The sequence below is a fragment of the Rhodococcus sp. 14-1411-2a genome (assembly GCF_002259485.1).
In the GTDB taxonomy this organism is placed as follows: Bacteria; Actinomycetota; Actinomycetes; order Mycobacteriales; family Mycobacteriaceae; genus Rhodococcoides.
Genome location: NZ_NPGA01000019.1, coordinates 397,061 through 422,166, shown reverse-complemented (window position 1 = coordinate 422,166; position 25,106 = coordinate 397,061). Strand labels below are relative to the sequence as shown.

General features: G+C 65.8%; 21 protein-coding genes. 6 read left to right on the top strand and 15 right to left on the bottom strand.

Going from position 1 to position 25,106, the window contains the following annotated elements:
• Position 1 precedes the first annotated feature (1 nt).
• A complete protein-coding gene (gene treY, locus CH291_RS20635) occupies positions 2 to 2,377 on the top strand; it encodes a malto-oligosyltrehalose synthase (protein WP_094688485.1) in 2,376 nt (791 codons plus the stop codon).
• 26 nt (positions 2,378 to 2,403) lie between these two features.
• Positions 2,404 to 4,149 carry a malto-oligosyltrehalose trehalohydrolase gene (gene treZ, locus CH291_RS20630; RefSeq protein WP_094688560.1) on the top strand — a complete coding sequence of 582 codons (1,746 nt, stop codon included), beginning with the start codon at positions 2,404 to 2,406 and terminating at the stop codon, positions 4,147 to 4,149.
• Here treZ and CH291_RS20625 read toward each other — a convergent pair.
• A complete protein-coding gene (locus CH291_RS20625; protein WP_373455148.1) occupies positions 4,122 to 5,678 on the bottom strand; it encodes an MFS transporter in 1,557 nt (518 codons plus the stop codon). The genes treZ and CH291_RS20625 overlap by 28 nt on opposite strands.
• A gap of 124 nt (positions 5,679 to 5,802) precedes the next feature.
• On the opposite strand from CH291_RS20625, the gene CH291_RS20620 reads away from it, so the two are divergent.
• On the top strand, positions 5,803 to 6,327 hold the full coding sequence (locus CH291_RS20620; RefSeq protein ID WP_068051915.1) for a TetR/AcrR family transcriptional regulator: 525 nt from the start codon (positions 5,803 to 5,805) through the stop codon (positions 6,325 to 6,327).
• 27 nt (positions 6,328 to 6,354) lie between these two features.
• Here CH291_RS20620 and ilvA read toward each other — a convergent pair whose 3' ends face one another.
• Both ilvA and CH291_RS20610 read right to left on the bottom strand, forming a co-directional pair.
• Positions 6,355 to 7,710 (bottom strand): threonine ammonia-lyase IlvA, encoded by a 1,356-nt coding sequence (gene ilvA / locus CH291_RS20615; RefSeq protein WP_094688484.1) that lies wholly within the window; start codon positions 7,708 to 7,710, stop codon positions 6,355 to 6,357.
• Positions 7,711 to 7,780: 70 nt separating this feature from the next.
• Positions 7,781 to 8,215 carry a nitroreductase family deazaflavin-dependent oxidoreductase gene (locus tag CH291_RS20610; RefSeq protein ID WP_068051906.1) on the bottom strand — a complete coding sequence of 145 codons (435 nt, stop codon included), beginning with the start codon at positions 8,213 to 8,215 and terminating at the stop codon, positions 7,781 to 7,783.
• A gap of 157 nt (positions 8,216 to 8,372) precedes the next feature.
• On the opposite strand from CH291_RS20610, the gene CH291_RS20605 reads away from it, so the two are divergent.
• Complete coding sequence (locus CH291_RS20605) at positions 8,373 to 8,642, top strand: hypothetical protein (protein WP_094688483.1); 270 nt, start codon at positions 8,373 to 8,375, stop codon at positions 8,640 to 8,642.
• Here the strand turns inward: CH291_RS20605 and dnaE are convergent.
• The 4 genes from dnaE to lspA all read right to left on the bottom strand — a co-directional run bounded on the left by dnaE (position 8,613) and on the right by lspA (position 14,507).
• Complete coding sequence (gene dnaE / locus CH291_RS20600; RefSeq protein WP_094688482.1) at positions 8,613 to 12,149, bottom strand: DNA polymerase III subunit alpha; 3,537 nt, start codon at positions 12,147 to 12,149, stop codon at positions 8,613 to 8,615. The genes CH291_RS20605 and dnaE overlap by 30 nt on opposite strands.
• A gap of 146 nt (positions 12,150 to 12,295) precedes the next feature.
• Positions 12,296 to 12,952 carry a hypothetical protein gene (locus CH291_RS20595; RefSeq protein WP_094688481.1) on the bottom strand — a complete coding sequence of 219 codons (657 nt, stop codon included), beginning with the start codon at positions 12,950 to 12,952 and terminating at the stop codon, positions 12,296 to 12,298.
• A complete protein-coding gene (locus CH291_RS20590) occupies positions 12,952 to 13,878 on the bottom strand; it encodes an RluA family pseudouridine synthase (RefSeq protein ID WP_094688480.1) in 927 nt (308 codons plus the stop codon). Before CH291_RS20590 ends, CH291_RS20595 begins: the two co-directional genes overlap by 1 nt.
• A complete protein-coding gene (lspA, locus tag CH291_RS20585) occupies positions 13,875 to 14,507 on the bottom strand; it encodes a signal peptidase II (RefSeq protein ID WP_068051928.1) in 633 nt (210 codons plus the stop codon). The genes CH291_RS20590 and lspA overlap by 4 nt, the downstream gene beginning before the upstream one ends.
• Positions 14,508 to 14,596: 89 nt before the next feature.
• On the opposite strand from lspA, the gene CH291_RS20580 reads away from it, so the two are divergent.
• Complete coding sequence (locus CH291_RS20580) at positions 14,597 to 15,574, top strand: hypothetical protein (protein WP_255183229.1); 978 nt, start codon at positions 14,597 to 14,599, stop codon at positions 15,572 to 15,574.
• Positions 15,571 to 16,314: a hypothetical protein gene (locus CH291_RS20575; protein ID WP_068051932.1), complete on the top strand. Its 744-nt coding sequence runs from the start codon at positions 15,571 to 15,573 to the stop codon at positions 16,312 to 16,314. Before CH291_RS20580 ends, CH291_RS20575 begins: the two co-directional genes overlap by 4 nt.
• 94 nt (positions 16,315 to 16,408) lie before the next feature.
• On the opposite strand, the gene CH291_RS20570 is transcribed toward CH291_RS20575, so the two are convergent.
• The 8 genes from CH291_RS20570 to CH291_RS20540 form a co-directional block, all read right to left on the bottom strand.
• Complete coding sequence (locus CH291_RS20570) at positions 16,409 to 16,894, bottom strand: hypothetical protein (RefSeq protein ID WP_176460298.1); 486 nt, start codon at positions 16,892 to 16,894, stop codon at positions 16,409 to 16,411.
• Positions 16,895 to 17,091: 197 nt separating this feature from the next.
• A complete protein-coding gene (locus tag CH291_RS20565) occupies positions 17,092 to 18,450 on the bottom strand; it encodes a DNA polymerase IV (protein ID WP_094688479.1) in 1,359 nt (452 codons plus the stop codon).
• Positions 18,451 to 18,553: 103 nt separating this feature from the next.
• The gene (gene ileS, locus CH291_RS20560) at positions 18,554 to 21,691 is read right to left on the bottom strand and encodes an isoleucine--tRNA ligase (protein WP_094688478.1); all 3,138 of its coding nucleotides are present in this window, start codon (positions 21,689 to 21,691) and stop codon (positions 18,554 to 18,556) included.
• A gap of 284 nt (positions 21,692 to 21,975) precedes the next feature.
• A complete protein-coding gene (locus tag CH291_RS26905; RefSeq protein ID WP_176460265.1) occupies positions 21,976 to 22,152 on the bottom strand; it encodes a hypothetical protein in 177 nt (58 codons plus the stop codon).
• A 79-nt stretch (positions 22,153 to 22,231) separates the two neighbouring features.
• A complete protein-coding gene (wag31, locus tag CH291_RS20555; protein WP_094640120.1) occupies positions 22,232 to 23,083 on the bottom strand; it encodes a DivIVA-like cell division protein Wag31 in 852 nt (283 codons plus the stop codon).
• 160 nt (positions 23,084 to 23,243) lie between these two features.
• Positions 23,244 to 23,531, bottom strand: coding sequence for a YggT family protein (locus CH291_RS20550; RefSeq protein WP_068051947.1), 288 nt, complete (start codon positions 23,529 to 23,531; stop codon positions 23,244 to 23,246).
• A gap of 82 nt (positions 23,532 to 23,613) precedes the next feature.
• Positions 23,614 to 24,258, bottom strand: a complete 645-nt coding sequence (locus tag CH291_RS20545) for a cell division protein SepF (protein ID WP_068051950.1) — start codon at positions 24,256 to 24,258, stop codon at positions 23,614 to 23,616.
• A gap of 83 nt (positions 24,259 to 24,341) precedes the next feature.
• The gene (locus tag CH291_RS20540; protein ID WP_068051992.1) at positions 24,342 to 25,097 is read right to left on the bottom strand and encodes a YggS family pyridoxal phosphate-dependent enzyme; all 756 of its coding nucleotides are present in this window, start codon (positions 25,095 to 25,097) and stop codon (positions 24,342 to 24,344) included.
• Positions 25,098 to 25,106 lie beyond the last annotated feature (9 nt).

Sequence of the window (25,106 nt, the reverse complement as noted above, 5' to 3'; positions counted from 1 at the left end):
TATGCCGCTGCCCACCAGTACATACCGGTTACAACTGCGGGGCGATGCCTTCACCCTGGCCGACGCCTCCGACGTGGTCGACTACCTCCACGACCTCGGGGTCACCCACCTGTATCTGTCGCCCATCCTGACTGCGACCGAGGGCTCGACCCACGGCTACGACGTCACCGACACCGCCACGGTCTCGGCCGCACTGGGTGGCCGGGAAGCGTTGACGCAGTTGCATTCTCGCGCGGCAGAGCTGGGCATGGGGATCATCGTCGACATCGTCCCCAACCACGTCGGAGTGGAGGACCCGCGGCAGAACGCATGGTGGTGGGACGTGCTGCGACGCGGCCGTGACTCCGACTACGCGACGTACTTCGACATCGACTTCGGAGCCGACAACGGCGTCGACGGCAAGATCGCCATTCCGGTTCTCGGTAGCGCGAGCGACGTCGGCGAATTGACCGTCGACCGCTCCGAGGACCAGCCTCTGCTCGCGTTCTACGAGCACCGCTTCCCCATCGCCGACGGCACGGACAGCGGCGACGCGCGGGCCGTACACGATCGTCAGGCGTACCGACTGGTGAGCTGGTCCGATGGACTGATCGGGTACCGACGGTTCTTCTCGGTGAACGGCCTGGCAGGAATTCGGCAGGAAGACCTCGACGTCTTCACCGACTCCCATCGCCAGGTGGCCAGTTGGATCGAGGACGGTCTGATCGACGGACTTCGCGTCGACCATCCCGACGGCCTGGCCGACCCGGCCGGCTACCTCACCGAACTACGCGCGCTCCTCGGCCCCGACCGGTGGCTGGTCATCGAGAAGATTCTGGCCGACGGCGAACCGCTGGACGAATCGCTCCCCGTCGACGGCACGACCGGATACGACGCTCTGGCCGCGGTCGGCGGAGTCTTCGTCGATCCCGAGGGCGTGCACGCGCTCACCGCACTGTCTCAGGTGCGCTCGGGCATCGCCTACGACAGCGAGACGCTGCACGAGACGGAACTCGACCTCAAGACCGGTGTCGCCCGCGGGGATCTGTCCCCGGAGGTGCGACGCCTCGCCCGGGCGGTCGTACGGGAGTCCGGCACCTTCGTCGAGCTCGAGTCCGTCATCGACGCGATCGTCGCTGTCGTCGCGGCCGTCCCCGTGTACAGGACCGACTACGCACCGCTGGCCCGCGTACTGCCCGGCGTGATCGCGGACGTCGGCGAGGAGCAGCCCGAACTGGCAGCCGGCCTCGGTGCGTTGACGACAGCTCTCATCGGCGGTGCCGAATCGCCGGTGCGATTCGATCAGGTGTGCGGTGCCGTCACCGCCAAGGGCGTCGAGGACTGCCTGTTCTACCGCGCCAACCGGCTCATCTCGTTGCAGGAGGTCGGCGGCGATCCCGGCCGATTCGGTTGCAGCACAGAGTTCTTTCATCTCACCAATGCGGACCGCGCGAAGCGATGGCCGGCGGCGATGACGACGCTGTCGACTCACGACACCAAGCGAGGCGAGGACGTGCGAGCGCGCATCGGCGTGCTGTCGCAGACTCCCGAGCTGTGGGCCCGATGCATCACGGACTGGGAAGAACTGACCCCGAGTCCCGACGGCACCACCGGAATGTTCTTGTGGCAGAACCTGTTCGGAGTTTGGCCGGCGGACGGCGTGGTCACCTCCTCGTTGCGTGAACGCGTCCATGCCTACGCGGAGAAGGCGATTCGCGAGGCCGCCCTTCGCACCACGTGGACCGATCCGGACGAGGAATTCGAGTCCGCGGTACACAGCTGGCTGGATGCGATCTTCGACGGTGCCGTCGCCCGTTCGATGTCGATGCTCGTCGAGAAGCTCGCTCCGCACGGCCATTCCGACGCTCTGGGCCAGAAGCTGTTGAATCTGGCCGGACCCGGCATCCCCGATGTGTACCAGGGCACCGAGCTGTGGGAGGACTCGCTCGTCGACCCCGACAACCGCAGGCCCGTCGACTACTCGGTTCGTCGATCGATGCTCGCCGCGTCGAACCCCGCTGCGCTCTCGGTCGATACGGGTGCCGCCAAGCTCGCCGTCGTTCGCTCCGCCCTGCACGTGCGACGCGAGCGACCCGCGAGTTTCGTCGGCGGAACCTACGCACCCATCGTCGCGGACGGATCCGCAGCCGAGCACCTCGTCGGATTCGCACGTGGCCCACTGCCCGGCAACGCCGACGTGGTGGCACTGGCCACCCGGCTCTCCCTCGGTTTGGCCGAGCAGGGGTGGGGCGAGACGACCGTGACCCTGCCCGACGGTCGCTGGCGCGATCGGCTCACCGACGTCGAACACACCGGCACCGTGTCGGTGGCCGAGGTGTTCGCCTCGCTCCCGGTCGCACTTCTGGTGCGCGACAACGAAGGAACGGTGACACAGTGACGTCTCCCGCAGTGACATCACCGGCAGTGACATCGGCAGCAGCAACTCGTCGGTTCCAGGTCTGGGCACCGACCCCCGAGACGGTCCGGCTCCAACTCGACGACACGGTGCATCCGATGCAGCGCTCCTCGAACGGGTGGTGGCACGCGGATGTCGAGTGCAGCCCGACGAGTCGTTACGGCTTCCTGCTCGACGACGCAGACAAGGCCCTCCCGGATCCGCGGTCGCCGCGGCAGCCCGACGGAGTCCACGAGCTGTCCCAGGTCTTCGACGTCGATCCGACGCTGTGGACCGACGCGGCCTGGACCGGCCGGCAGCTGCCCGGCTCGTCGATCTACGAAATGCATATCGGCACGTTCACCGACGAGGGCACGTTCGATGCGGCCATCACCAAGCTCGATCATCTCGTCGATCTCGGCGTGACGTTCATCGAGATCATGCCGGTCAACGGGTTCAACGGCGTGCACAACTGGGGCTACGACGGTGTTCTCTGGTACACCGTGCACGAGGCGTACGGCGGCCCGGAAGGCTTGCAGCGCTTGGTCGATGCGTGCCACGGCCACGGCATCGGCGTCGTTCTGGACGTGGTCTACAACCACCTCGGCCCGTCCGGCAACTACCTCGAGCGCTTCGGCCCGTACATGACCGAGGGTGCCAACAGTTGGGGCCAGGCGATCAACTACGCCGAGGCCGACTCGGGCGAGGTGCGGCGCTACGCCCTCGACAACGCGCTGCGATGGTTCTCCGAGTTCCACATCGACGCGCTGCGACTCGACGCGGTGCACGCGATCGTCGACCACACTGCGATACACCTCCTCGAACAGCTCTCGATCGAAACGCGAAGCCTCTCCGCTCATCTGGGTCGGCCACTGACCCTGATCGCCGAGAGCGACCTCAACGATCCGATGCTGATCACTGCTCGATCGGGTGGCGGTTACGGACTCGACGCCCAGTGGGACGACGACATCCACCACGCGATCCATGCCGCGGTCTCCGGTGAGCGGCAGGGTTACTACGGTGATTTCGGTTCACTGCAGGGGCTTGCGAACACGCTGCGGCAGGGCTTCTTTCACGCCGGAACGTACTCGAGTTTCCGCGGTCGCGTCCACGGTCGCCCACTGGACACCCGGCGTATCCCGGCCAGTTCCCTGGTGACCTACACGACCACACACGATCAGGTGGGCAACCGTGCGATCGGCGACCGACCGGGCTTCTACCTCTCCCCCGGCCAGCTCGCGATCAAGGCCGCCCTGGTGCTGACCTCCCCCTACACTCCGATGCTGTTCATGGGCGAGGAATGGGGAGCGTCTACGCCGTTCCAGTTCTTCACCTCGCACCCCGAGCCCGAGCTGGGCAAGGCCACCGCAGAGGGGCGCAAGGCGGAGTTCGCCGAGCACGGTTGGGACAAGAGCGATATCCCCGATCCGCAGGATCCCGAGACGTTCACGCGGTCGAAGCTGAACTGGTCGGAGTTGGGCGACGGCGATCATGGGCGACTGTTGGCCGTCTACCGCGATCTGTTGCGGCTGCGTCGTGACCGGACCGAACTGACCGATCCGTGGCTCGACCACGTGAAGGTGGAGTACGACGAGGACGCGCAATGGATCGTCGTACGCCGAGGCCGCATCAGCGTGGTGTGCAACCTGTCCGAATCCGCAGTGACGGTGCCGGTCGGCGGCTCCGCACTGCTCGAGTGGGAGCCGACGACCTCGGACGAGACCGGCTCTGCCACCACGGTTCCCGGTCACTCCGTCGTCGTGTTGGAGTCCTGACGCTTACGTAGATTGACCAGGACGAACACGGCGGTGATCGCCAGCACCACCGCGGTGGCGACGGCCGCGACATGCATGCCCGACACGAACGCAGCATGCGCGGAATCGAGCAGAACCGTCGCCACCGAGTCCGGCAACTCACGAGCCACCGCATCCGCGCCGCCGAGTGTCTCCCCTGCCCTGGCTCCGAGCTCGGGGTTCAACTGGGTGACGTCGATTCCGCGACGGAAGATGGCCATGACCACGGTGCCGAGTACGGCGACACCCAACGCGATACCCAGCTCGTACGCGGTCTCCGACACCGCCGAGGCCGCTCCCGCTCGTTCGGGTTCGACGGAGCTGACGACCAACTCGGAGGTCAGCGTGAGCGCCACACCGACCCCGGCTCCCACCAGGACGAACCCTGCGATGAACAACGCCGGTCCGCTGTCGGTCGCGAGTCCGACCAGGATGCCTGCGCCCGCGGCGGCGACGATCATCGCGACGCCGAGAACCGTTCCCGCGCTGAAGTATCGAACCAGGACCGCGACCAGCAGTGAGGTGACGATACTGGCGGCGGTGCCGGGCAGCAGCAACAATCCGGCTTCGAGTGGGCTGTTGCCGAGCACGAGCTGCAGGTACTGCGAGCCGAAGAACAACACCCCGGCGAGGGCGAACACCGACAGGAAGTTCGTGGCCACGCCCGTCGAGAACGCCCGGTTGGCGAACAGTCGTAGGTCGATCATCGGGGCGGCAAGCGTCCGCTGACGACGGACGAACACGTACCCGGCGATGACGCCGACCACCGCGGAGAGCAGGTAGACCACGTCGAATCCGTGTGCCGCAGTCTCTTTCACCGCGAACACCACGGGGACGACGGCAAGCATCGACAGTGCCGAGCTCGTCAGGTCGAAGCGCCCCGGGTTCGGATCCTTGGACTCGGGGATGACCAGGGGCCCGAGCGCGATCAGCACGATCATCACGGGGATGTTGATGAGGAACACCGATCCCCACCAGTAATGCTCGAGCAGCCAGCCGCCCACGAGCGGGCCTGCGGCGGCACCGCCGCCTGCCATCGCGCCCCACACGCCGATCGCGGCGACGCGTTGACGCGGGTTCAGGAAGATAGTCCTGATCAGGCCCAGAGTCGCGGGCATCAGAGTTGCGCCGGAGATGCCCTGCAGCACTCGGGCGGCGATGAGCATCTCGGCGCTGGTCGACACGGCGGCGACGAGCGAGGCGAGACCGAAGCCCGCTGCTCCGATCAGCAGCAGTCGACGACGACCGATTCGGTCACCGAGCGTGCCCATGGTGATGAGCAGGCCGGCCAGGACGAACGAGTAGACGTCGATGATCCACAGCAGCTGGTTGCTGGTGGGTGCCAGATCCGCGCTGACGAACGGCAGGGCCAGATCGAGGACGGTGCCGTCCACAGCGATGAGCAGCACCGCGAAGGCAAGCACCACCAACCCGAGCCAATCTCGGGGGCCGGCCCGATGCTCGGACGCACCGTCGACCTCGTGCACCGAACCGGTGCGCACGTCACTCACCACGATCTCCTACGTTCTGCGCTCGACGACCGGGTAGGTGGCCGAAGCGACGACAGGCACCGACCGTCCAGCCGGTACAGTGATCGAGAGTACCGCGAACCGTCCAGCCGGTAAAGTGAGTTTCATGTCATCGGACACCCGCGACCGAATACTCGACGCACTCGAATCGATGCTGATCGAACACGGCATGACCAAGGTGACCCTCGACAGTGTCGCCGCCGCCGCAGGCGTTTCCAAGGGCGGCTTGCTCTATCACTTCAAGACCAAGGACGCCCTGGTTGCCGCCATGGTGAGGCGACTCGGTGCCCAGGCCGATCAGCAGCGCGCCGATGCTGCAGCGGGGGGCACCTCGGTGTCCGAGTGGTATCTGCAACCACCCGACTCCATCTCCGAGAAGGAGATCGCACTGTATCGATCGACCCTGGCCGCTTTACGGAGCGTCGACGGTAATTCCGGCGAGGTGCAGGACGCAGTCACGGAGATGATGCGGTTGTGGGACGAGGGGCTACGCGCCGAAATCGACGACCCCGTTCAGGCCGAGATCATCCGACTCGTCGGCGACGGCATCTACCTGGGAGCCCTCCTCGATCTCCCGGGCGTGGACCCCGAACTGCACCGACAGGTGGTCGATCGCCTCCTCGGCCGGTAACGCCGCAGGTAGGTGCGGTGGGCCGACTCAGGTCAGGTAGCGGTACACCGGAGACCCCGGCTCCAGCTGCTCGACGTGCAGGTGCGAATTCCGCATACGTTCGAGCAGCGGGCTCAATCCGGTCGCCGACCCGAGTTCGACGCCCACCAGAGCCGCTCCGGTCTCGCGGTTGTTGCGCTTGACGTACTCGAACAACGTGATGTCGTCCTCGGGGCCGAGCACCTCGTCGAGGAATCGGCGCAGCGCCCCGGGTTCCTGCGGGAAATCGACCAGGAAGTAGTGCTTGAGCCCCAGGTGGACCAGAGAGCGCTCGAGAATTTCTCCGTAACGGGAGACGTCGTTGTTACCACCCGAGACCAGGCACACGACGGTACTGCCGGGGGCGATGTCGAGGTGCTCGAGCGCAGCCACCGCGAGTGCGCCCGCGGGCTCGGCGATGACGCCCTCGTTCTGATAGAGCGCCAGCATCGCCGTGCAGATCGCGCCCTCGTCGATCTGTGTGATCAGGAACGCGCCCGGGCCCGCACTTTCGAATACCGGCGCAGTGAGCAGCGGCAACGAGGCATGCGAGACCACACTCGCTCCCAGCGACCGCAGCGCGGCGTACGGCACGTCTCCGATCCGGCGGACGGCAGCTCCGTCGACGAACGGATCGATGTCGGCGAGTGTCACCGGACCACCGGCGATCAGTGCGGCGGTCATCGACGCGGCTCCGGACGGCTCGACGCCGACCAGTGAGGTCTGCGGTGCTCGCTCACGCAGGTAGCTCGAGATGCCCGCGATGCATCCGCCGCCGCCGACCGGCATCACGACGACATCCGGTGCGCCGCCGAGCTGGTCGACGATCTCGGCGGCGATGGTGCCCTGGCCGGCCACGGTTCGGGGGTCGTCGAACGGCGGCACCATCGTGGCACCGGTACGAGCGACATCCTCGGCAGCGGCGGCAGCTGCCGCGTCGAACGTGTCGCCGATGACGATGAGATCGACGAATTCCCCACCGTGCACCCGGATGCGGTCACGCTTCTGCTTCGGGGTGTTGGCCGGGACGTAGATCCTCCCCCGCACCTGCATCGTGCGGCATGCGAATGCGACGCCCTGCGCATGGTTGCCGGCGCTCGCCGTCACCACGCCCACGGCGCGCTCGGCATCCGTCAGCTGATCCATCAGGTTGTATGCGCCGCGAATCTTGTACGACCGCACGATCTGCAGGTCCTCGCGCTTGAGGTAGACCTTTGCGCCCGTCTCCGCAGACAGCCGCTCGCACAACTGCAGGGGTGTCGCGGCCACCACCGAAGAAATTCGCACCGCAGCGGCATCGATGTCGGCAGCGGTGACGGCTACCGACGATGAGTGCTGGGAGGCGAGTTCAGGGGATGAAGACACCAGGACATGCTGCCACCAGCGTGGAACGGTTGCCCATCCGGGACCGTTCCACGACCGGTGCAGACACTCCTCAGGCGCGCGAGAGAACCAGAACCGGTATCTCGCGGTCGGTCTTCTTCTGGTACTCGGCGTAGTCGGGGTACGCGGCAACCGAGCGTTCCCACCACACGGCCTTCTCGTCGCCGGTCACTTCACGTGCGATGTAGTCGTGCTTCTCGGGACCGTCCTGTAGCTCGACCAGTGGCTCGGCCTTGACGTTGTGGTACCAGACGGGGTGTTTCGGCGCGCCGCCGAGGGAGGCGACGATGGCGTACTCGCCGTCGTGTTCGACCCTCATCAACGGCGACTTGCGGAGCTTGCCGCTCTTGTTGCCCTTCGTGGTCAGCAGCACGACCGGCATACCGTTCATCATCGTGCCTTCGGTTCCGCCGGAGTTCTCGTACAGCTCGGCCTGCTCGCGGGCCCAGTCGGATGAACTCGGTTCGTATTCTCCTGTCAATGGCATGGCTTTCAGTCAACACCCACCGACGTTGCGACGCCAGGAGATCGGCAACAATGCCAGGCCGGAGCCCAAGTTCGGTGGACCGAATCTTTTGTTGGGTATAGTCTGAACTTCCCGCAGCGGAGACCCGAATCTGCCGGTGGCACCAGAGGAGAACGCGATGACCTACACGAGCACCCAGGTGACCCGTCGACCCGCTCCTACCCTGCGCACCGCGGACGTGGCAGGCATCGCATGGCCGGTCTACAAGCTCGAAGCCCTCGCACTCGGCCTTCTCGTGTTCGCCGCGACCCTCGTCATCGCCGGCTCGCTGCAGGCAGCCGTGCTGGCCGGCGCAGCGGTCGCCGTAGTCGCCTGGTGGATGCTGCGGCTGACCGAGTTGGGTTCGACCGGGCCGGCCTCAGCCCGTCAGGCAGCCCGGCCCCAGTAGCGCCTTCAGGTCGCCCATCAACGCCGAGGTCGGCGTCACCCTCAGGCTGTCGTCCAGCTTCATCGTGGTGATCTTGTCGCCGCTGACCAACCGCAGATGGACGTCCGAGGTCCCTGGGTGACTGATCAACACCCGCTTGAGCGCGCCGACCTTGTCGGCGGTGCACAGTCGCGTCGGTAGACTCACCGCGAGCGGCTTGTCGATACCGATGGCCGAAAGATCCGGCACCGCAAGGTCGTTCGCGATCAAGGAAACTCGGTCGTCACGCACCGAAACCCGACCCTTGACCAGCACCACCGAGTCCTCGGTGACATCGGCACCGAACACCGAGTACGCCTGTGGGAAGAACAGCACCTCGATACCACCGGCCAGATCCTCGAGCTGAGCCGACGCCCACGTCAGACCGTTCTTGTTGATCCGACGGTTCACCGAGGCCAGAATGCCGCCCACAGTCACCTGGGTGCCGTCCTTGATGTCACCCTCGAGGATGGTCGGGATGTTGCAGTCGGACTTCGCCGCCAACATGTGCTCGACGCCCAGGAGCGGGTGGCCCGAGACGTAGAGACCGAGCATCTCGCGCTCGAGGGCGAGCCGATGCTTGGATTCCCACTCCTCGTCCGGCACTCGGACGTTGAACACCGCGGAGATGGACTCGTCGGCATCCTCGCCGCCGAACAGATCGAACTGACCTATCGCCTCGGCCTTCTTGGTGCCCATCACCGCGTCGATCGCGTCGGCATGGATGAGCATCAGACCTTTGCGCGGATGGTCGAGCGAGTCGAAAGCACCTGCCTTGATGAGGGATTCGGTGACCTTCTTGCTGCAGGCAATTGCGTCGATCTTGCCGAGGTAGTCGGAGAAGTCGGTGTACTTCGACTTCTCCGATCGCGCCCTGATGATCGACGCGACCACATTGGTACCGACGTTGCGGACAGCGCCGAGACCGAACCGGATGTCCTTGCCCACCGACGCGAAGTTGAGTTCGGACTCGTTGACGTCCGGCGGCAACACCGTGATTCCGAGCTTGCGGCAATCGGCCAGATAGATCGCAGCCTTGTCCTTGTCGTCGCCGACACTGGTGAGCAGGCCGGCCATGTACTCGGCCGGGTAGTTGGCCTTGAGGTACGCCGTCCAGTACGACACCAGGCCGTAGCCCGCGGAGTGAGACTTGTTGAACGCGTAGCCCGCGAAGGGCAGCACGGTGTCCCACAGCGCCTTGATGGCCGCCTCGGAGAAGTCGTTGTCTAACATGCCCTGCCGGAACCCGGCGTACGCCTTCTCGAGCTCGGAGAGCTTCTTCTTACCCATGGCACGACGCAGCAGGTCGGCTTGGCCCAGGGTGTAGCCGGCCACCTTCTGCGCGAGCTGCATGATCTGCTCCTGGTAGACCACCAGGCCGTACGTCTCACCGAGAATCACCTTGAGCGGCTCTTCGAGCTCCGGGTGAATCGGCTTGACCTCTTGCCTACCGTTCTTGCGGTCGGCGTAATCGTTGTGCGAGTTCATGCCCATCGGACCGGGCCGGTACAGCGCCAGGACGGCGACGATGTCCTCGAAACCGGTGGGCTGCATGCGTCGGAGCAGATCGCGCATGGCACTGCCGTCGAGCTGGAAGACGCCGAGAGTGTCTCCGCGAGAGAGCAAGTCGAAGGTCGCCGGGTCGTCGAGCGGGAGAGCGTCGAGGTCGATGTCGATGCCGCGGTTGGCCTTGATGTTGTCGATGGCGTCACCGATGACGGTGAGGTTTCGCAGGCCCAGGAAGTCCATCTTGAGCAGGCCGATGGCCTCGCACGACGGGTAGTCCCAGCCGGTGATGATCGCGCCGTCCTGCGCGCGCTTCCACACCGGAATGGCGTCGGTCAGCGGCTCCGAGGACATGATCACCGCGCAGGCGTGCACGCCTGCGTTGCGAATCAGGCCCTCGAGTCCCTTGGCCGTCTTGTAGATGGTCGCGACATCGGGGTTGGAGTCGATCAGCGCTCGAACCTCGACGGCTTCCTTGTAGCGCTCGTGCGACGGATCGGTGATGCCCGCCACCGAGATGTCCTTGGCCATGATGGGCGGCGGCAGCGCCTTGGTGATCTGATCGGCGATCCCGAAACCGGGCTGGCCGAACTGCACTCGGGCCGAGTCCTTGATCGCGGCCTTGGTCTTGATGGTGCCGAACGTGATCACCTGGGCGACGCGATCGCTACCCCACTTCTCGGTGGCGTAGCGGACCATCTCACCGCGGCGGCGATCGTCGAAGTCGATATCGATATCGGGCATCGACACACGCTCGGGGTTGAGGAATCGCTCGAAGAGCAGACCGTGCGGCAGTGGGTCGATGTTGGTGATGCCCATGGCGTAGGCGACCAACGATCCGGCGGCGGAACCTCGGCCCGGCCCGACGCGGATGCCGACGGCTTTGGCGTGGTTGATCAGGTCGCCGACCACGAGGAAGTAGGCCGGGAAGCCCATCTCGAGGATGACCTTGATCTCGTACTCGGCGCGTGCCAGGTAGTCCTCGGCCGGGCCGTCGGGGAACCGTCGCTCGAGTCCGGTCATGACCTCGTGGCGCAACCAGGTGCCCTGGGTGTGGCCCTCGGGCACGGGGAAGATCGGCATGCGGTCGCGGTGCGCCCACACCTCGTCGTACGGCTGCACTCGCTCAGCGATGAGCAGGGTGCTGTCGCAGGCACCGGGCACCTGATCGTCCCAGAGCTCGCGCATCTCGGCGGCGGACTTGAGGTAGTAGCCGTCACCGTCGAACTTGAAGCGAGTGGGATCGCTGAGCGTCTTACCGGTCTGGATGCACAGCAGCGCCTCGTGGTTCTCGGCGGCATCCTTGGTGACGTAGTGGCAGTCGTTGGTGGCCAGCGGCGGAATCGAGAGCTTCTTGCCGATGTCGAGCAGGCCTTCGCGGACACGCCGCTCGATGGACAGGCCGTGATCCATCAGTTCGAGGAAGAAGTTCTCCGGACCCCAGATCTCGCGCCATTTGGCAGCGGCCTCCAGCGCCTCACGATCCTGGCCGAGTCGCAACCGAGTCTGCACCTCACCCGACGGGCAGCCGGTGGTGGCGATGATGCCCTCGGCGTGCTGGGCGATGATCTCCTCGTCCATCCGGGCCCACTTGCCCAGCTGACCCTCGATGGAGGCGAGCGAGGACAGCTTGAACAGGTTGCGGACTCCGGTCGCGTTCTCGGCGACCATCGTCATGTGCGTGTACGCACCGCTACCGGAGACGTCGTCGGACTTCTGGCTGCGGTCGCCCCACAGCACACGCTTCTTGTTGAATCGGGACTCGGGCGCGATGTAGGCCTCGATGCCGATGATCGGCTTGATCCCGGCCTTCTTTGCCTCGTTGTAGAACTCGCTGGCCCCGTACATGTTGCCGTGGTCGGTCATGCCGACTGCCGTCATCTCCAACCGTGCTGCCTCGGCGAACATCGCGCCGATCTTGGCGGCACCGTCGAGCATCGAATATTCGGTGTGGTTGTGCAGATGAACGAACGAATCGGCCACGAAGGTTCTCTCCTGAAGGTCGTGCGTCGGCGTGAATACGAGCCGCGAACGTACTCACTGTAAGCGGTCGAACCGACAGAATTTTCACGCTGCCGGTGTGTCCTCGGAGGACGTGACAGGTGTGACGGATGCGACGAGAAATCGCCTCATCGGGTCGGCACGGGACCGTCGTCCGGGAGCGGACCGACGACGTCGACGTGCTCCGGCAGGAGCGGCTCGACTGCGAACTTGCCGGACACCGCATCCGGCGGAAGCGCCTGCACCGCTCGCACATCGGCGCGGCCGGCCAGCTCGCTCAACTCGGCTGGGGTCGCGCGCACCACCAACGTCACCACACACGCACACCCGTCGAGCAGACGTTGCTGCGAGACTGCGGCGATCTGCGCCTGCCGGTCTCCCGCCCCGAACGATTCGGTCGCCAGGCTCGCTGCCCGCGCGGTCGAATTCAGTACCGAGCGTTCGCTGCCCGGCACGCCGACGGTCAGTATCGGGGTCTGCACACGATCGAGCGGAACACGCAAAAGCACCTGCGAGATACGAATCCCGTCGGCGACGGCATAGGCCTGTTGGGCGGTGAGTTCGCGATCGAACGACACCGATCCCCACCGAGGTTCGGTGTTGTCGCTGCGCAGGCTCGCCTCGGCGCGGGCCAGGTAGTCGACCACCTGCTCGCCGCTGTCCGGGCCGAGCCGGTCGGTGCCCACGCCCAGCTGTCGTACCGGGTTGAGGTGCCCGATCACCGCGAGCGCCACGAACACGAGTGCCGCGGCAACGACACCGCCCAGCACTCCCCTGGTGCGCATCACGCCCTCCGAAGCACCTCGAGTGCGTGCTCGAGGTCGGCCGGATACTTGCTCTCGATCTCGACCCAGCGTCCGTCGGACGGATGCGCGAAGCCGAGCGACCGGGCATGCAGCCACTGCCGCTCCAGGCCCAATCGTTCGGCCAGCCGCGGATCGGCACCATAGGTCAGATCGCCACAGCACGGATGTCGCAGAGCCGAGAAGTGCACCCGAATCTGGTGCGTGCGACCGGTTTCCAAGTGCACGTCCAGCAGGCTCGCGGCCTGGAACGCCTCGACCGTGTCGTAGTGGGTGACGCTGGGCTTGCCGTCGGCACGGACGGCGAACTTCCAGTCGTTGCTGCCGTGTCGACCGATCGGGGCATCGATCGTTCCACTGCTCGGATCCGGATGCCCCTGCACCAGTGCGTGGTAGCGCTTGTCGATCGTGCGCGCCTTGAACGCCCGCTTGAGCACGGTGTACGCCCGCTCGGACGTGGCGACCACCATGACCCCGGACGTGCCGACGTCGAGGCGGTGCACGATGCCCTGACGCTCGTGCGCACCGGAGGTCGAAATTCGGAAACCGGCGGCCGCGAGACCGCCGATGACGGTGGGTCCGGTCCAGCCGACGCTGGCATGCGCGGCGACCCCGACGGGCTTGTCCACGGCCACGATGTCGTCGTCGGCGTAGAGGATGTCCATCCCCTCGACCGGCTCCGCCTCGATCGTCAACTCACGGGCCGGCTCGGGCAGCGTCACTTCGAGCCACGACCCAGCGGCCAGCCGGTCGGACTTGCCGACGGCACCGGCATCGACCAGAACCGAGCCCTCCTCGGCCAGCGCCGCGGCGACGGTACGCGAGAGCCCGAGCAACCGAGCGAGACCGGCGTCCACCCTCATTCCGTCCAGACCGTCGGGCACCGGCATCGAGCGCGATTCCCTCACTTGTCGGCCTCGGCTGCGGCATCGGAGTTCGCCTTGGTCACCCGTTCACCGTTCGGCTCGAACCCGAACAGGCTCAGGACGACGAGGAGGATCGCACCACAGACGATGGACGAATCGGCAACGTTGAACACCGGCCACCAGCCCACCGACACGAAGTCGACGACGTGTCCCTGGAACGGACCCGGGGCACGGAAGAATCGGTCGATCAGGTTGCCGAGCGCGCCGCCGAGAACCAGACCCAATCCCAGTGCCCACCACGGCGATCGCAGCGTCCGACCGATCTTGATCACTCCGATGACGACCGCGACTGCCACGACCGTGAGCAACCAGGTCATGCCGGTGGCCATCGAGAACGCCGCACCGGGATTACGCACCAGCCGCAACGTCACGACGTCTCCGACGATCGAAATCGGGTTGCCGGGCTTGACGTAGTGCACCACCACGATCTTGGTCACGAGGTCGAACAGCAGAATCACGGCCGCGATCGCGACCAGCAACCGCGTCTTGAGCGGCTTCGGAACTCGACTCGCGGCGCTGTCGGTATCGGTCACCTGCGAGTCCGCGGTCTCGTTCGGTGCCGGAACACTACTCGTCTCGGCTGGCGGATCGTCGGCGCGGTCTTCACTCACCTGTCCATCATGGCGTATGGACGGCGGCGGGTCCTCATCCGTGCCGCGCACCACCGGTCGCCACGGGCGGTGTCAGTAGCCTGGTGGCCGTGAAGTCGACCGATCGTTTCCGCACCGTCCGCTCCGGCACCGTCCGCTCCGGTTTCCTCGCTGCCTGCTGTGCACTGGTTCTCGTCGCCGGATGTTCGAGCGCCGACACCGACACCGATCCCGCTCCCGAGCAGGCGGCGTCCTCGAACGAGGTGACGATCGCCGTGACGCCGACGACCACCACCGTGGTCGACCCCGGCACCGAGCCGCGACGCGTACTGGCCTTCGAAACCTCCGACGCGAACGAGCAGAACGTGGACCTCACCACCACCTCCACCGTCTCGCAGCAGATCAGCGACGGGGCTCCACAGGACTTCTCCAGCCCCGAACTGACCGTGCCCCTGTCCGCATCGACGTCCGATACCGTCCCGGACGACGACGCCTCGACCGGCGCTACCCGGTCCGTCGAGCTGACCATCGGAGCTGCGACGTCGCCCGACGAGGGCCTGACCGACGCACTCTCCGCATCCGAGGGCTCGTCGGCACGGCTGGCGACCACCGACTCGGGAGCGATCACCGCACTGCACATCACCCCCGCCGACGCCGCGCTCGACACCGCCCGCGCGGCGATCGAACGCTCGTTGAACGCCGCGGTGTACCGCTCCGTCGACTTCCCCGAAGCAGAGGTGGGAGTGGGCGCGACATGGACCGTCGATCAACAGGTACTGAGCGGCATCACGTTGAACCAGCGCACCACGGTCACGCTGCGCGCACTCGACGGTGACCGAGCGACCCTGGACGTCGCGATCACCCAGACGCCCGAATCGACCACCTGGAACCTGCCCGACGACGCAGGGACGCTCAATATCGAGACGTACACGTTCACCGGCTCGGGAACGCTCGAGATCGATCTGACCCGACCACTTCCCGTCGGCGGATCGATCACCGCAGGTGGCGAGCAGATGTACACCGACCCCGAAAGCACAACCGTGCTGCGTCAGACCGTCGGAGATTCGATCACCTGGGCCGCCCGATGACCGGGCGGACCGCGACGCAGCTGCTGGCGGCGCTGTCTGTCCTCGGCGTCGCCGCGTCCGGGTGCAGCGCAGACGAGCCGGCCCCGACCCCTGCACCCGCGCCCAGCTCCGTCCCCGCACCCGATCCCTTGCTCGGTGCCCCCATCACCGACTCCGGCGTCCTCGCCGCAGCGATGTTGGGTCTCGGCGACCTCCCGGACGGCTTCTCCTCGATTCCCGACCCCGTTCAGGATCTCGGTCTCGATCCGGCTCCCGAGTACGACTCCCCCGACGAGTCCGGTACCGATCCTGCCGAGTGCGCTGCGGTACTGGCACCGATCTCGGAGCAGCGGGGCGGTGCGGCGTCGAACGCAGTCGTCCGCTTCTCGGGACCGAACTTCTCCTCGATCGACGAGGACGCGGCGAGTTACCCCGATACGGGCACGGCCGAGGCCTTCACGGCGATCCAGCAGGCGTGGGTGGGGTGCACGACGTTCAGCGGCACGGATGCGGACGGGGTGAGCGTCGACTACGCGTTGGCGGGCCGGGAGCAGTCGACGGTCGGTGACGCGTCGGCCTCGGTACGCCTGACCACCAGCAGTGAAGGGTTCACCTTGGTCTCCGATGTGGTGGTGGCCGTGGTCGACTCGACCGTCGTCCAGATCGTCGTCTCGGATCAGGCCGGCCTGGAACCGGAGACCGTCACCGCTGTCGCCGAGGCTGCCGTCGAACGCATTCGATCGGTGACACCGAGCATGTGAATCGAGCCGGGCCCACGAAAAACTGCCGGTGACACGTCCCCGAGGGGACATGTCACCGGCAGTGTTCTTGTCGGTCAGAGACGATCGGCAGGACTCAGGGTGCGGGGCACGCCGGGCTGGTCAGCTGCGCGAGCGAGACGATGCCGCACGCGTTGTCCTTGGAGAGCTTCCAGACGCCGTCCTCGGGGACGAACTGGAAGGTGCCGGGGTTGGCCTGGCCGTTGAGCGTGATCGTGATGCCCGCGTTGAGGACGCCGGTGCCGAGATCGTCGATGCTGGTGATCTCGATCTGCGCGTTGTTGGCGACGGCAGCGGCGGCGACCTGGTTGATCAGTTCGGGATCCTCGGATGCACCCTGGATCAGGGCGGCCTTCTCCTCGACCGGAACGTTGGGGTCGAGCCCGCGTACGAGCTGAGCGTTGAGGTCCTCCACGGTCGGCACCGGCGGGTACGCACCGGCGTCGGGAGCGGCAGCGGCAGAAGTTGTGACCGCCGTCGTCGTCGCGGTGGGCTCTTCGTCGCCTCCGGAGCTGCAGGCGGTCATGGTGAGCGCTCCGGCGATGGCGATGCCGGCAACCATTGCCCGTCGGGTGTTGCGAAGCTTCAAGTGCTTGTCCTTTTCACTCTGAGTCACGTCTCGATCGTTCTGTGACTCGTCGGTCGTCTGGAATGGGGTCGTCTCGGACCTGGTCCACTATGTCAGCTCGACACGCCCGAGTCACAACGCGATCGGCATACCTGTGAAACCTCACAGAGTTTCCTCAGCGACGCCACAGCTCACTTCAGGCTGTCGAGAACGTCGGCAACGACCAGGTTGTCGTCCGATTCGGCGAAGGTGCGCGCGATTCCCGGCCCGCTGGTTCGCGTCTCGAATCGCACGGTCACCACCGAGTGACCGGCCCCCTGCACCCAGCCGTGACCGAAGTCGGGATGCCGGACGTCCATGCCCGGTTGCCACCGCGGACCGTCCGGGACAACGACATCCGCGGCGGCCTCGATCGGTGCGGGCGACTCCTCGGTCGCATCCGCGGCAGGCTCGTACTCCAGCTCGGGAAACAGCGAACCCTGTCGCACGGCCGACAGCCCGGCCAGCCCGACGCCGACGAGCCTGATCGGACCGACGTCGACCGGATCGACGGCAAGTCGCTGTGCCGTGGCCACGATGGTCTGCTTGTCCACCGTCGCGTACGGCAACGTTGCCGATCGGGTGATGATGCTCATGTCGGACTTGCGCAGTTTCAGTACCACCGTCCTGGCACCCCGACCGTCCTTCAGCAACCGGCGATGCGTCGAATCGACGATGGACTCGATGGCCGGGCGGAGCTGAGCGAGAGAGATCAGGTCCTGTGCGAACGTCGTCTCGGCGCTGACCTGTTTGGCCTCGGCCCGCTCGGCCACGACGCGATTGTCGATTCCGCGTGCGAGCTGATGCAGGCTCGGCCCCATCGTGGCCCCGAGAATCGACGCCACCTCGGACTCCGGGGTGGCCACGAACTTGCCGATGGTGTTGATCCCCAAGCGTCGCAAGCGCTCTTCGGCCACCGGTCCGATCCCCCACAATTTCCGAACCGGCAGAGCCGCCATCAACTCGGCCTGGATTCCCGGAGCGACGACGGTGATGCCGTCGGGTTTGGCCAGTCCCGACGCGATCTTGGCAATCTGCTTTCCGGATCCGGCACCGATCGAGGCGACCAGTCCGGTCTCGGCGAGTATCAGTGCGCGCAGGCCCGCGCAGAACTGCTCGACCTCGTGAACCGTCGCACCGGCGAGTTCGAGCGGCTCACCGAACGCCTCGTCGATCGAGAGTTGTTCGAGAACGGGCATGGGTCCGCGTAGTGCCTCGAAAGCGCGTCGGCTGAGCTCGGAGTAGAGAACGAACCGCGGTGGCAACACCACGGCCCCGGCTCCGACGAGTCGGCGAGCCTGATGCATCGGCATGGCCGAACGCGCCCCGAAGGCACGCGCCTGGTAGCTGCAACCGGCCACCACTCCCCGCCCACCCGCGCCGCCGACGAGGACCGGGCGGCCCCGCAACGTGGGGCGAGTGAGCTGTTCGGCGGATGCGAAGAACGCGTCCATGTCCAGGTGCAGCACCCATCGGCGACTCCGCAGAGTGTCGTCGGCGATGTTCGACATGGTCAGCCGAGATCGACGGTGAAGCCGAGCGCCTGCGCCGCACGGTCGGGTATCGGACCCGACCACGGCTCGGTGGGCACGACGACCGATCCGTCGACGTCGATCATGACGACTTGGTGATCGCTGCCCGCACTCCCTCACCGAGATCGCTGCCGTCGTCCCCGACGCGTCCGTCGACGAGCGAGAGTGCGAGCACCTCACCGGCGATGAGATCGCGGTGCGTGTCGAGCCACGCCTGCCGATGTTCGGGGACCTCGATGACGATGTCGATGCGGTCCGAGACCTCGAAGCCGTGATTGCGACGCGCGTCCTGCAGTTCGCGGATGCGGTCCTTGGCCCAGCCCTCGGCTTCGAGCTCCTCGGTGACGGCGGAATCGAGCACGACCAGTCCGGCGTTTCCGGGCAACGGCGCCGTCGATTCGGGCTCGGCGGCAACGAGCCTGCGAGTGAATTCCTCCGGCAGCAGCGCAATTCCTGCTGCGCTCACCACACCGTCCGCGTCCTCGGACCAATCGCCTGCCTTCACGGCCTTGATGACGGTCTGGACGTCCTTGCCGATCCGCGGGCCCGCAGCACGCGCGTTGACGACGAGCTCGAACTTTCCGTGTACCGCAACGTCTTCGGTCAGATCGACCTTCTTGACGTTGACCTCGTCGGCGATGATGTCGACGAACGGACGCAGCCGCTCCGCATCGGCGGCCGCGACGGTCACCTCGGGCAGCGGCAACCGCACGCGCAGGTTCTGTGCCTTGCGCAGACCCAGAACGGTCGAGCACACGGTGCGGACCTCGTCCATGCTCTCGACGAGTTCGGGATCCGACGGCAGTTCGTCGGCCTCGGGCCAGTCCGTCAGGTGCACCGAGCGGCCACCGGTCAAGCCCCGCCACACCACTTCGCTGATCAGCGGCAACAGCGGGGCGGCGATGCGCGTGAGCACCTCGAGCACGGTGTGCAGGGTGTCGATCGCGTCGGCGTCCTCGCTCCAGAACCTCGAACGCGACCGTCGCACATACCAATTGGTCAGCGCATCGCAGAACGTGCGCAGCTCGTCGCAGGCACCGGCGATGTCGTTGCCCTCGAGCGCATCGGTGATCGCGTCGCGGGTGGCCGACAACTTGGCCAGAACGTAGCGATCGAGCACGTGCGGAGAATCGGTCCGCCACTGACCGGGCTTCGAAGCGTAGAGCTGAAGGAAGCTCCACGCATTCCAGATCGGCAGCAGCGCCTGGCGGACGCCCTCGCGGATGCCCTGCTCGGTGACGATGAGGTTGCCGCCTCGCAGGATCGGTGAGGACATCAGGAACCACCGCATGGCGTCGGAGCCGTCGCGGTCGAAGACCTCCTTGACGTCCGGGTAGTTGCCCTTGGACTTGCTCATCTTCAGGCCGTCGTCACCGAGCACGATGCCGTGTGCAGCAACAGTTTTGAACGCCGGTCGATCGAAGAGGGCCGTGGCCAGCACATGCAACGTGTAGAACCAGCCGCGTGTCTGCCCGTTGTACTCGACGATGAAATCGCCCGGGTTGTGCGTGGAGAACCACTCCTCGTTCTCGAACGGGAAGTGCACCTGCGCATACGGCATCGAGCCGGACTCGAACCAGCAGTCCAACACCTCGGGAACGCGGCGCATCGTGGACTCACCCGTCGGGTCGTCCGGGTTGGGACGCGTCAGATCGTCGATGTAGGGCCGGTGCAGATCGGTCGGCCGCACACCGAAGTCATGCTCGAGCTCGTCCAGGCTGCCGTACACATCCAGCCGTGGGTACGCCGGGTCGTCGGAAGTCCACGCCGGAATCGGACTGCCCCAGTACCGGTTTCGGCTGATGTTCCAGTCGCGTGCACCTTCGAGCCACTTGCCGAACTGGCCGTCCTTGATGTGCTCGGGAACCCAGGTGATCTCCTGGTTCAGCTCGACCATCCGATCACGGAACTTGGTGACTGCGACGAACCACGACGGCACCGCCATGTAGATCAGTGGCTGACCACTGCGCCAGCTGTGTGGGTACGAGTGCTCGATGGTCTCGTGCCGCAGCAACCGACCCGACGCCTTGAGGTCCTTGATGATCACCGGATTGGCGTCGAACACCATCAGGCCCTCGTACGGCGGCACCAGCGAGGTGAACTTGCCGCCTGCGTCGAGCGGTTGCACCACCTCGATGCCGTTCGCGGTGGCGACGTCCATGTCCTCCTCGCCGAAAGCCGGTGCGAGGTGGACGATTCCGGTGCCCGAATCGGTGGTGACGTAGTCGGCCTGCAGCACGCGGTGCGAGTTCTCGTGGCCGAGGAAGAAATCGTACGGCGGTGCGTAAGCAAGTCCGACCAACTCGGTACCGGTGTGCTCCGAGAGCACCTCCGGCTCCTCCCCCAGTTCCTTCGCGTAGTGCGAAAGACGCGCAGCGGCAAGCACGTAACGCTCACCGTCGGTGCCTCGCACCTGCACGTACTGCACCTCGGGATGCACCGCGATCGCCAGGTTCGACGGCAGGGTCCACGGCGTGGTGGTCCAGATCAACGCGTTCGCGCCGTCCAGGTCCGAGCCGGGAGCCGTCAACGGCATCGTGACGGTGACCGCAGGATCCTGACGCATCTTGTACGCGTCGTCGAGGCGGGTCTCCTGGTTGGACAGGGGTGTCTGCTCGTACCAGCTGTACGGCAGAACTCGGTAGCCCTGGTAGATCAGGCCCTTGTCGTGCAGCGTCTTGAACGCCCACATGACGGACTCCATGAAGTCGACGTCGAGGGTCTTGTAGTCGTTGTCGAAGTCGACCCACCTCGCCTGCCGGGTGACGTAGTCCCGCCACTCGTCGGTGTACTGCAGTACCGACTGCTTGCAGTAGGCGTTGAACTTCGCCAGGCCCATCTCGTCGATCTCGGACTTGTCCTTGATACCGAGCTGCTTCTCCGCTTCCAACTCTGCGGGCAGACCGTGGCAGTCCCAGCCGAAGCGGCGCTCGACCTTCTTGCCCCGCATCGTCTGGAATCGCGGGACGAGGTCCTTGACGTAGCCGGTGAGGAGGTGGCCGTAGTGCGGCAGACCGTTCGCGAAGGGAGGGCCGTCGTAGAAGACGAATTCCTCGGCACCCGCTCGATTGTCGATGCTGGCTCGGAAGGTGCCGTCCTCGGCCCACTCGTGCAGCACGATGCGTTCGAGATCGGGGAACGGGACACTGCCCGATCGGCCCTCGGCCAGATCGACCAGCGGGTAGGACGCATTCTTCGGACGTGCGCTCGCATCTGCCATATCTGTCTCCTCCGTGCCGGACGCGTATTGGACGCGACACCTGTTGGCACGGGGACGACATTCGACGATCGGGACGTCGGATACCGCGGTACCACCCCGCTTGCTCGGCTCCGACGACACTGTCGCCGGAGCAAGCCTCTCCACGTGAGCTGTGACGGGCTCACCCGTTCGGTTCTACTGGACGTCGATTCGAGGTGGTTGCCCATCGAACCGAGTCGTTCTTCCGAAAGCTCCCCGGTGATAGCCGGATCGACGCCTGAAACAACTGGGGAAATCAGCACATATTACTTGTCGGGTTCCGGCGGTGGTCGTTTGCCCGTCAGTGCACCGACAAGTAGCAGAACTGCTCCCACGATACACACGACGATGCAGGCCCACGCCCACACGACCGACCCCGTCATCAACGCAAGAATTAGAAAGCCGAAGCCGATAGCCGCTGCGCCGAGAGTCAGGACCAGCACGTGATTCCTCGCTCACCGTTCGACGCGACGTCAGGGTGCGATGCTGCCGTGTTCGGCAGCATCGACACGAACTCCTGCGTCAGTTGCCCTTGGCGTACGACTGGCTGTACCCCGACGACTGGCTGTCCTGGTTGAAGTTGTCCTGCCCGTTGTCCACCGGCAGCGCCGAGGAACGGTTCTCGAGCTCTTCGAGCTGCGATTCCAGGTAGGACTTGAGCCGCACGCGGTACTCGCGCTCGAACGTCTTGAGCTGCTCGATGCGACCTTCGAGGACCGAACGCTGCTGGTTGATCGTCGCCATGATCTCGGTGTGCTTGCGCTCGGCATCGGCCTGCAGTGCGTCGGCCTTCTCCTTGGCCTGACGCAGCTGGGTCTCGGAGCGCGTCTGTGCGTCGGACAGCAGCGACTCGGACTTCTGCCGAGCCTCGGACATCATCGACTCCGAACGCGTGCGGGCATCCGAGACCAAACGCTCGGCGTTGGTGCGCGCGTTGCCGAGCAGCTGCTCGGACTCCGACTTGGCATCACCGGTGAGACGATCGGCCATCTCCTGAGCGAGGCCCAGAATCTTGGCGGCCTGCATGTTGGAGTCGCCGCTCTGCTGCGGGGCCGCCGCAACGGGTGCGACCGGAGCGGGCTGGGCCGCGACGGGCGGTGGCTTGGGGGGATCCACCGGGCGCTGTGGCTCGGCCTTCGGTGCCGCGACCTGAGCCGCCTGCGGGCTCTGCCGCGAAGCGTTCTTGGCGTCCGCAAGCTCCTGGTCGAGCTCACCGACCCGCTGGCGGAGGTCGGCGTTCTCTTCGATCAGTCGCGACAACTCTTGCTCGACGAGGTCGAGAAAAGCGTCGACCTCGTCTTCGTTGTAACCACGCTTACCGATGGGCGGCTTGCTGAACGCGACATTGTGCACATCAGCTGGAGTCAGCGGCATGGAAGGATCCCTTCACGCGTCTTGGGGCGGTAGAGCAAGCATTCAGTTATATGCCATTCCGCGCGAGTGCAGAACAATCAAACTGTAACTGGCGTCCATTCTGTCACACAGGACACGCAGCATGCGCTGGGTCCCGCGTTCTAACATTTCGTCTGCGATCTCAGGCCGCGAGACCGCTGGTCACATTCCACGCGATGAAGACGACGAACAGCAGGACCATGATGGACAGGTCCAGTCGCACTCCGCCGAGGTTGAGCGGCGGAATTATCCTGCGGAGGAACTTCACCGGCGGGTCGGTGACCGTGAAGATCGCCTCGAGCACGATGACGACCAACCCGGTCGGTTGCCAATCTCTCGCGAAAGTTCTGATGAACTCGACGATGATTCGACCGATGAGAAGGAGCCAAAAAAGAAACAATACGATGTTGATCACCGTGAACACGATCACGGCTATACTCTGCCTGAATTCGACGGGCTGAGCAAAGCGCGCTGGTCACAGCCCTGCACTACCGCCCCGAACAGCGAATCTCTCACTGCTGACTGTAGAAGCCGGTCTCGGCGATCCGCCTGCGCTCCTGCGGCGAGACGTCGACGTCGGCCGGCGAGAGCAGGAATACCTTGGTCGCCACCTTGTCGAAGGAACCGCGCAGCGCGAAGGCGAGCCCGGCCGCGAAATCGACCAGGCGCTTGGCGTCGGCGTTGCTCATCTCGACCAGGTCCATGATGACCGGAGTGCCGTCGCGGAAACGCTCACCGATGGTGCGCGCCTCGCTGTAGTCACGCGGTCGCAGCGTGGTGATCTTCGAGAGCGGGCCGCCGTCGTCCGCGATAGGGCTGCGTCGCGTCTCCGCACGCACGTCCATCCGAGTGTCCATGGCCAACGCTCCCCTGGTTGCTGCACCTCGCGTGGTCGGTGCCGCGCCACGTCCTCGTCCGCCGATCGGGGCCAGCGTCGCCGGACGCGGGGCCTCGTAGTCGTCGTAGTCGTCCTCGACCTGCGCGTGCCGAGATCCACCGAACGACGGCTTCACGAATTCACGCTCGTCCATGTCGTCGTAGGTGTCACGACCACCACGGGAACTGCGTCGCGTGTCCGGATCGTCGAGGTAGTCGTCCTCGTAGTCGGCGAGCGGAACCATGCCGAAGTACGCCTTGAACTTGTGCAGGGTGCTCATCGTTCTGCCTTCCGTGGCGGTGTGTCTACTGTCCATCTCCAGGTTCGCAAGTGTCTGTTGTGACTGATGTGATCCATGGACTGTTATTGCGAGGTTATCGGCCGCGCGCCGAGTATTGCGGTACCGACACGCACGCACGTCGATCCGTGCCGCACAGCAGCTTCCAGGTCTCCGGTCATGCCTGCGGACAGCTCGAGCGCTTCGGGATGATCGGCCGTCAGCCGACGGTGCAGGCTCTCGAGATCGGCGAATGCGGCGTCCGGATCGGCACCGAGCGGTGGCACCGCCATCAACCCCGCCAAACGCAACCCGGACGCGTTCGACACCGCGTCGGCAAGCTCGTGGAGTTCGTCGCGTTCGACGCCGCCGCGGTGCACATCCCCGTCGAGACTGACCTGAACGATCACGTCGAGTTCGGTCCGACGCACACCCTCGTCCAATGCCGCCGTCGTCGCCTTGGACAGTGCGGCCACCAACCGCGCACTGTCGACGGAATGAATGGCGTGCGCCCACGCGGCAACCGACTTCGCCTTGTTTCGCTGCAGGTGTCCGATCATGTGCCAGCGAGGCGGATCGCCGACGAAATCTTCGGCCGTCTCGGCGACCTTGGGCGACGCGTCCTGCTCTCGGGACTCGCCGAAGTCGCGGCACCCCAGTTCGTAGAGAACCCGCACGTCCGAGGCGGGGAAGAACTTGGTCACCGGCAGCAGAGCCACGTCGGCGGGCGACCGGCCCGCATCGACACAGGCGCGGTGCAACCGCTCGCGCACCGACGTCAACGCCGTCTCGATCTCCTGCGCCCGGTCGGTGCCCGACGCGCTGCCGGTGGGTTCGCTCATGACAACCTC

Coding starts and splice junctions, on each gene's coding strand:
- CH291_RS20565 (WP_094688479.1), bottom strand. CDS start 18,450: ATGTCGAACATCGCCGACGACACTCTGCGGAGTCGCCGATGGGTGCTG.
- CH291_RS20610 (WP_068051906.1), bottom strand. CDS start 8,215: ATGCCATTGACAGGAGAATACGAACCGAGTTCATCCGACTGGGCCCGC.
- CH291_RS20545 (WP_068051950.1), bottom strand. CDS start 24,258: ATGAGCACCCTGCACAAGTTCAAGGCGTACTTCGGCATGGTTCCGCTC.
- treY (WP_094688485.1), top strand. CDS start 2: ATGCCGCTGCCCACCAGTACATACCGGTTACAACTGCGGGGCGATGCC.
- CH291_RS20570 (WP_176460298.1), bottom strand. CDS start 16,894: ATGGTTGCCGGCATCGCCATCGCCGGAGCGCTCACCATGACCGCCTGC.
- ileS (WP_094688478.1), bottom strand. CDS start 21,691: ATGGCAGATGCGAGCGCACGTCCGAAGAATGCGTCCTACCCGCTGGTC.
- CH291_RS20595 (WP_094688481.1), bottom strand. CDS start 12,952: ATGCGCACCAGGGGAGTGCTGGGCGGTGTCGTTGCCGCGGCACTCGTG.
- CH291_RS20620 (WP_068051915.1), top strand. CDS start 5,803: ATGTCATCGGACACCCGCGACCGAATACTCGACGCACTCGAATCGATG.
- CH291_RS20540 (WP_068051992.1), bottom strand. CDS start 25,097: ATGAGCGAACCCACCGGCAGCGCGTCGGGCACCGACCGGGCGCAGGAG.
- CH291_RS20575 (WP_068051932.1), top strand. CDS start 15,571: ATGACCGGGCGGACCGCGACGCAGCTGCTGGCGGCGCTGTCTGTCCTC.
- wag31 (WP_094640120.1), bottom strand. CDS start 23,083: ATGCCGCTGACTCCAGCTGATGTGCACAATGTCGCGTTCAGCAAGCCG.
- CH291_RS20605 (WP_094688483.1), top strand. CDS start 8,373: ATGACCTACACGAGCACCCAGGTGACCCGTCGACCCGCTCCTACCCTG.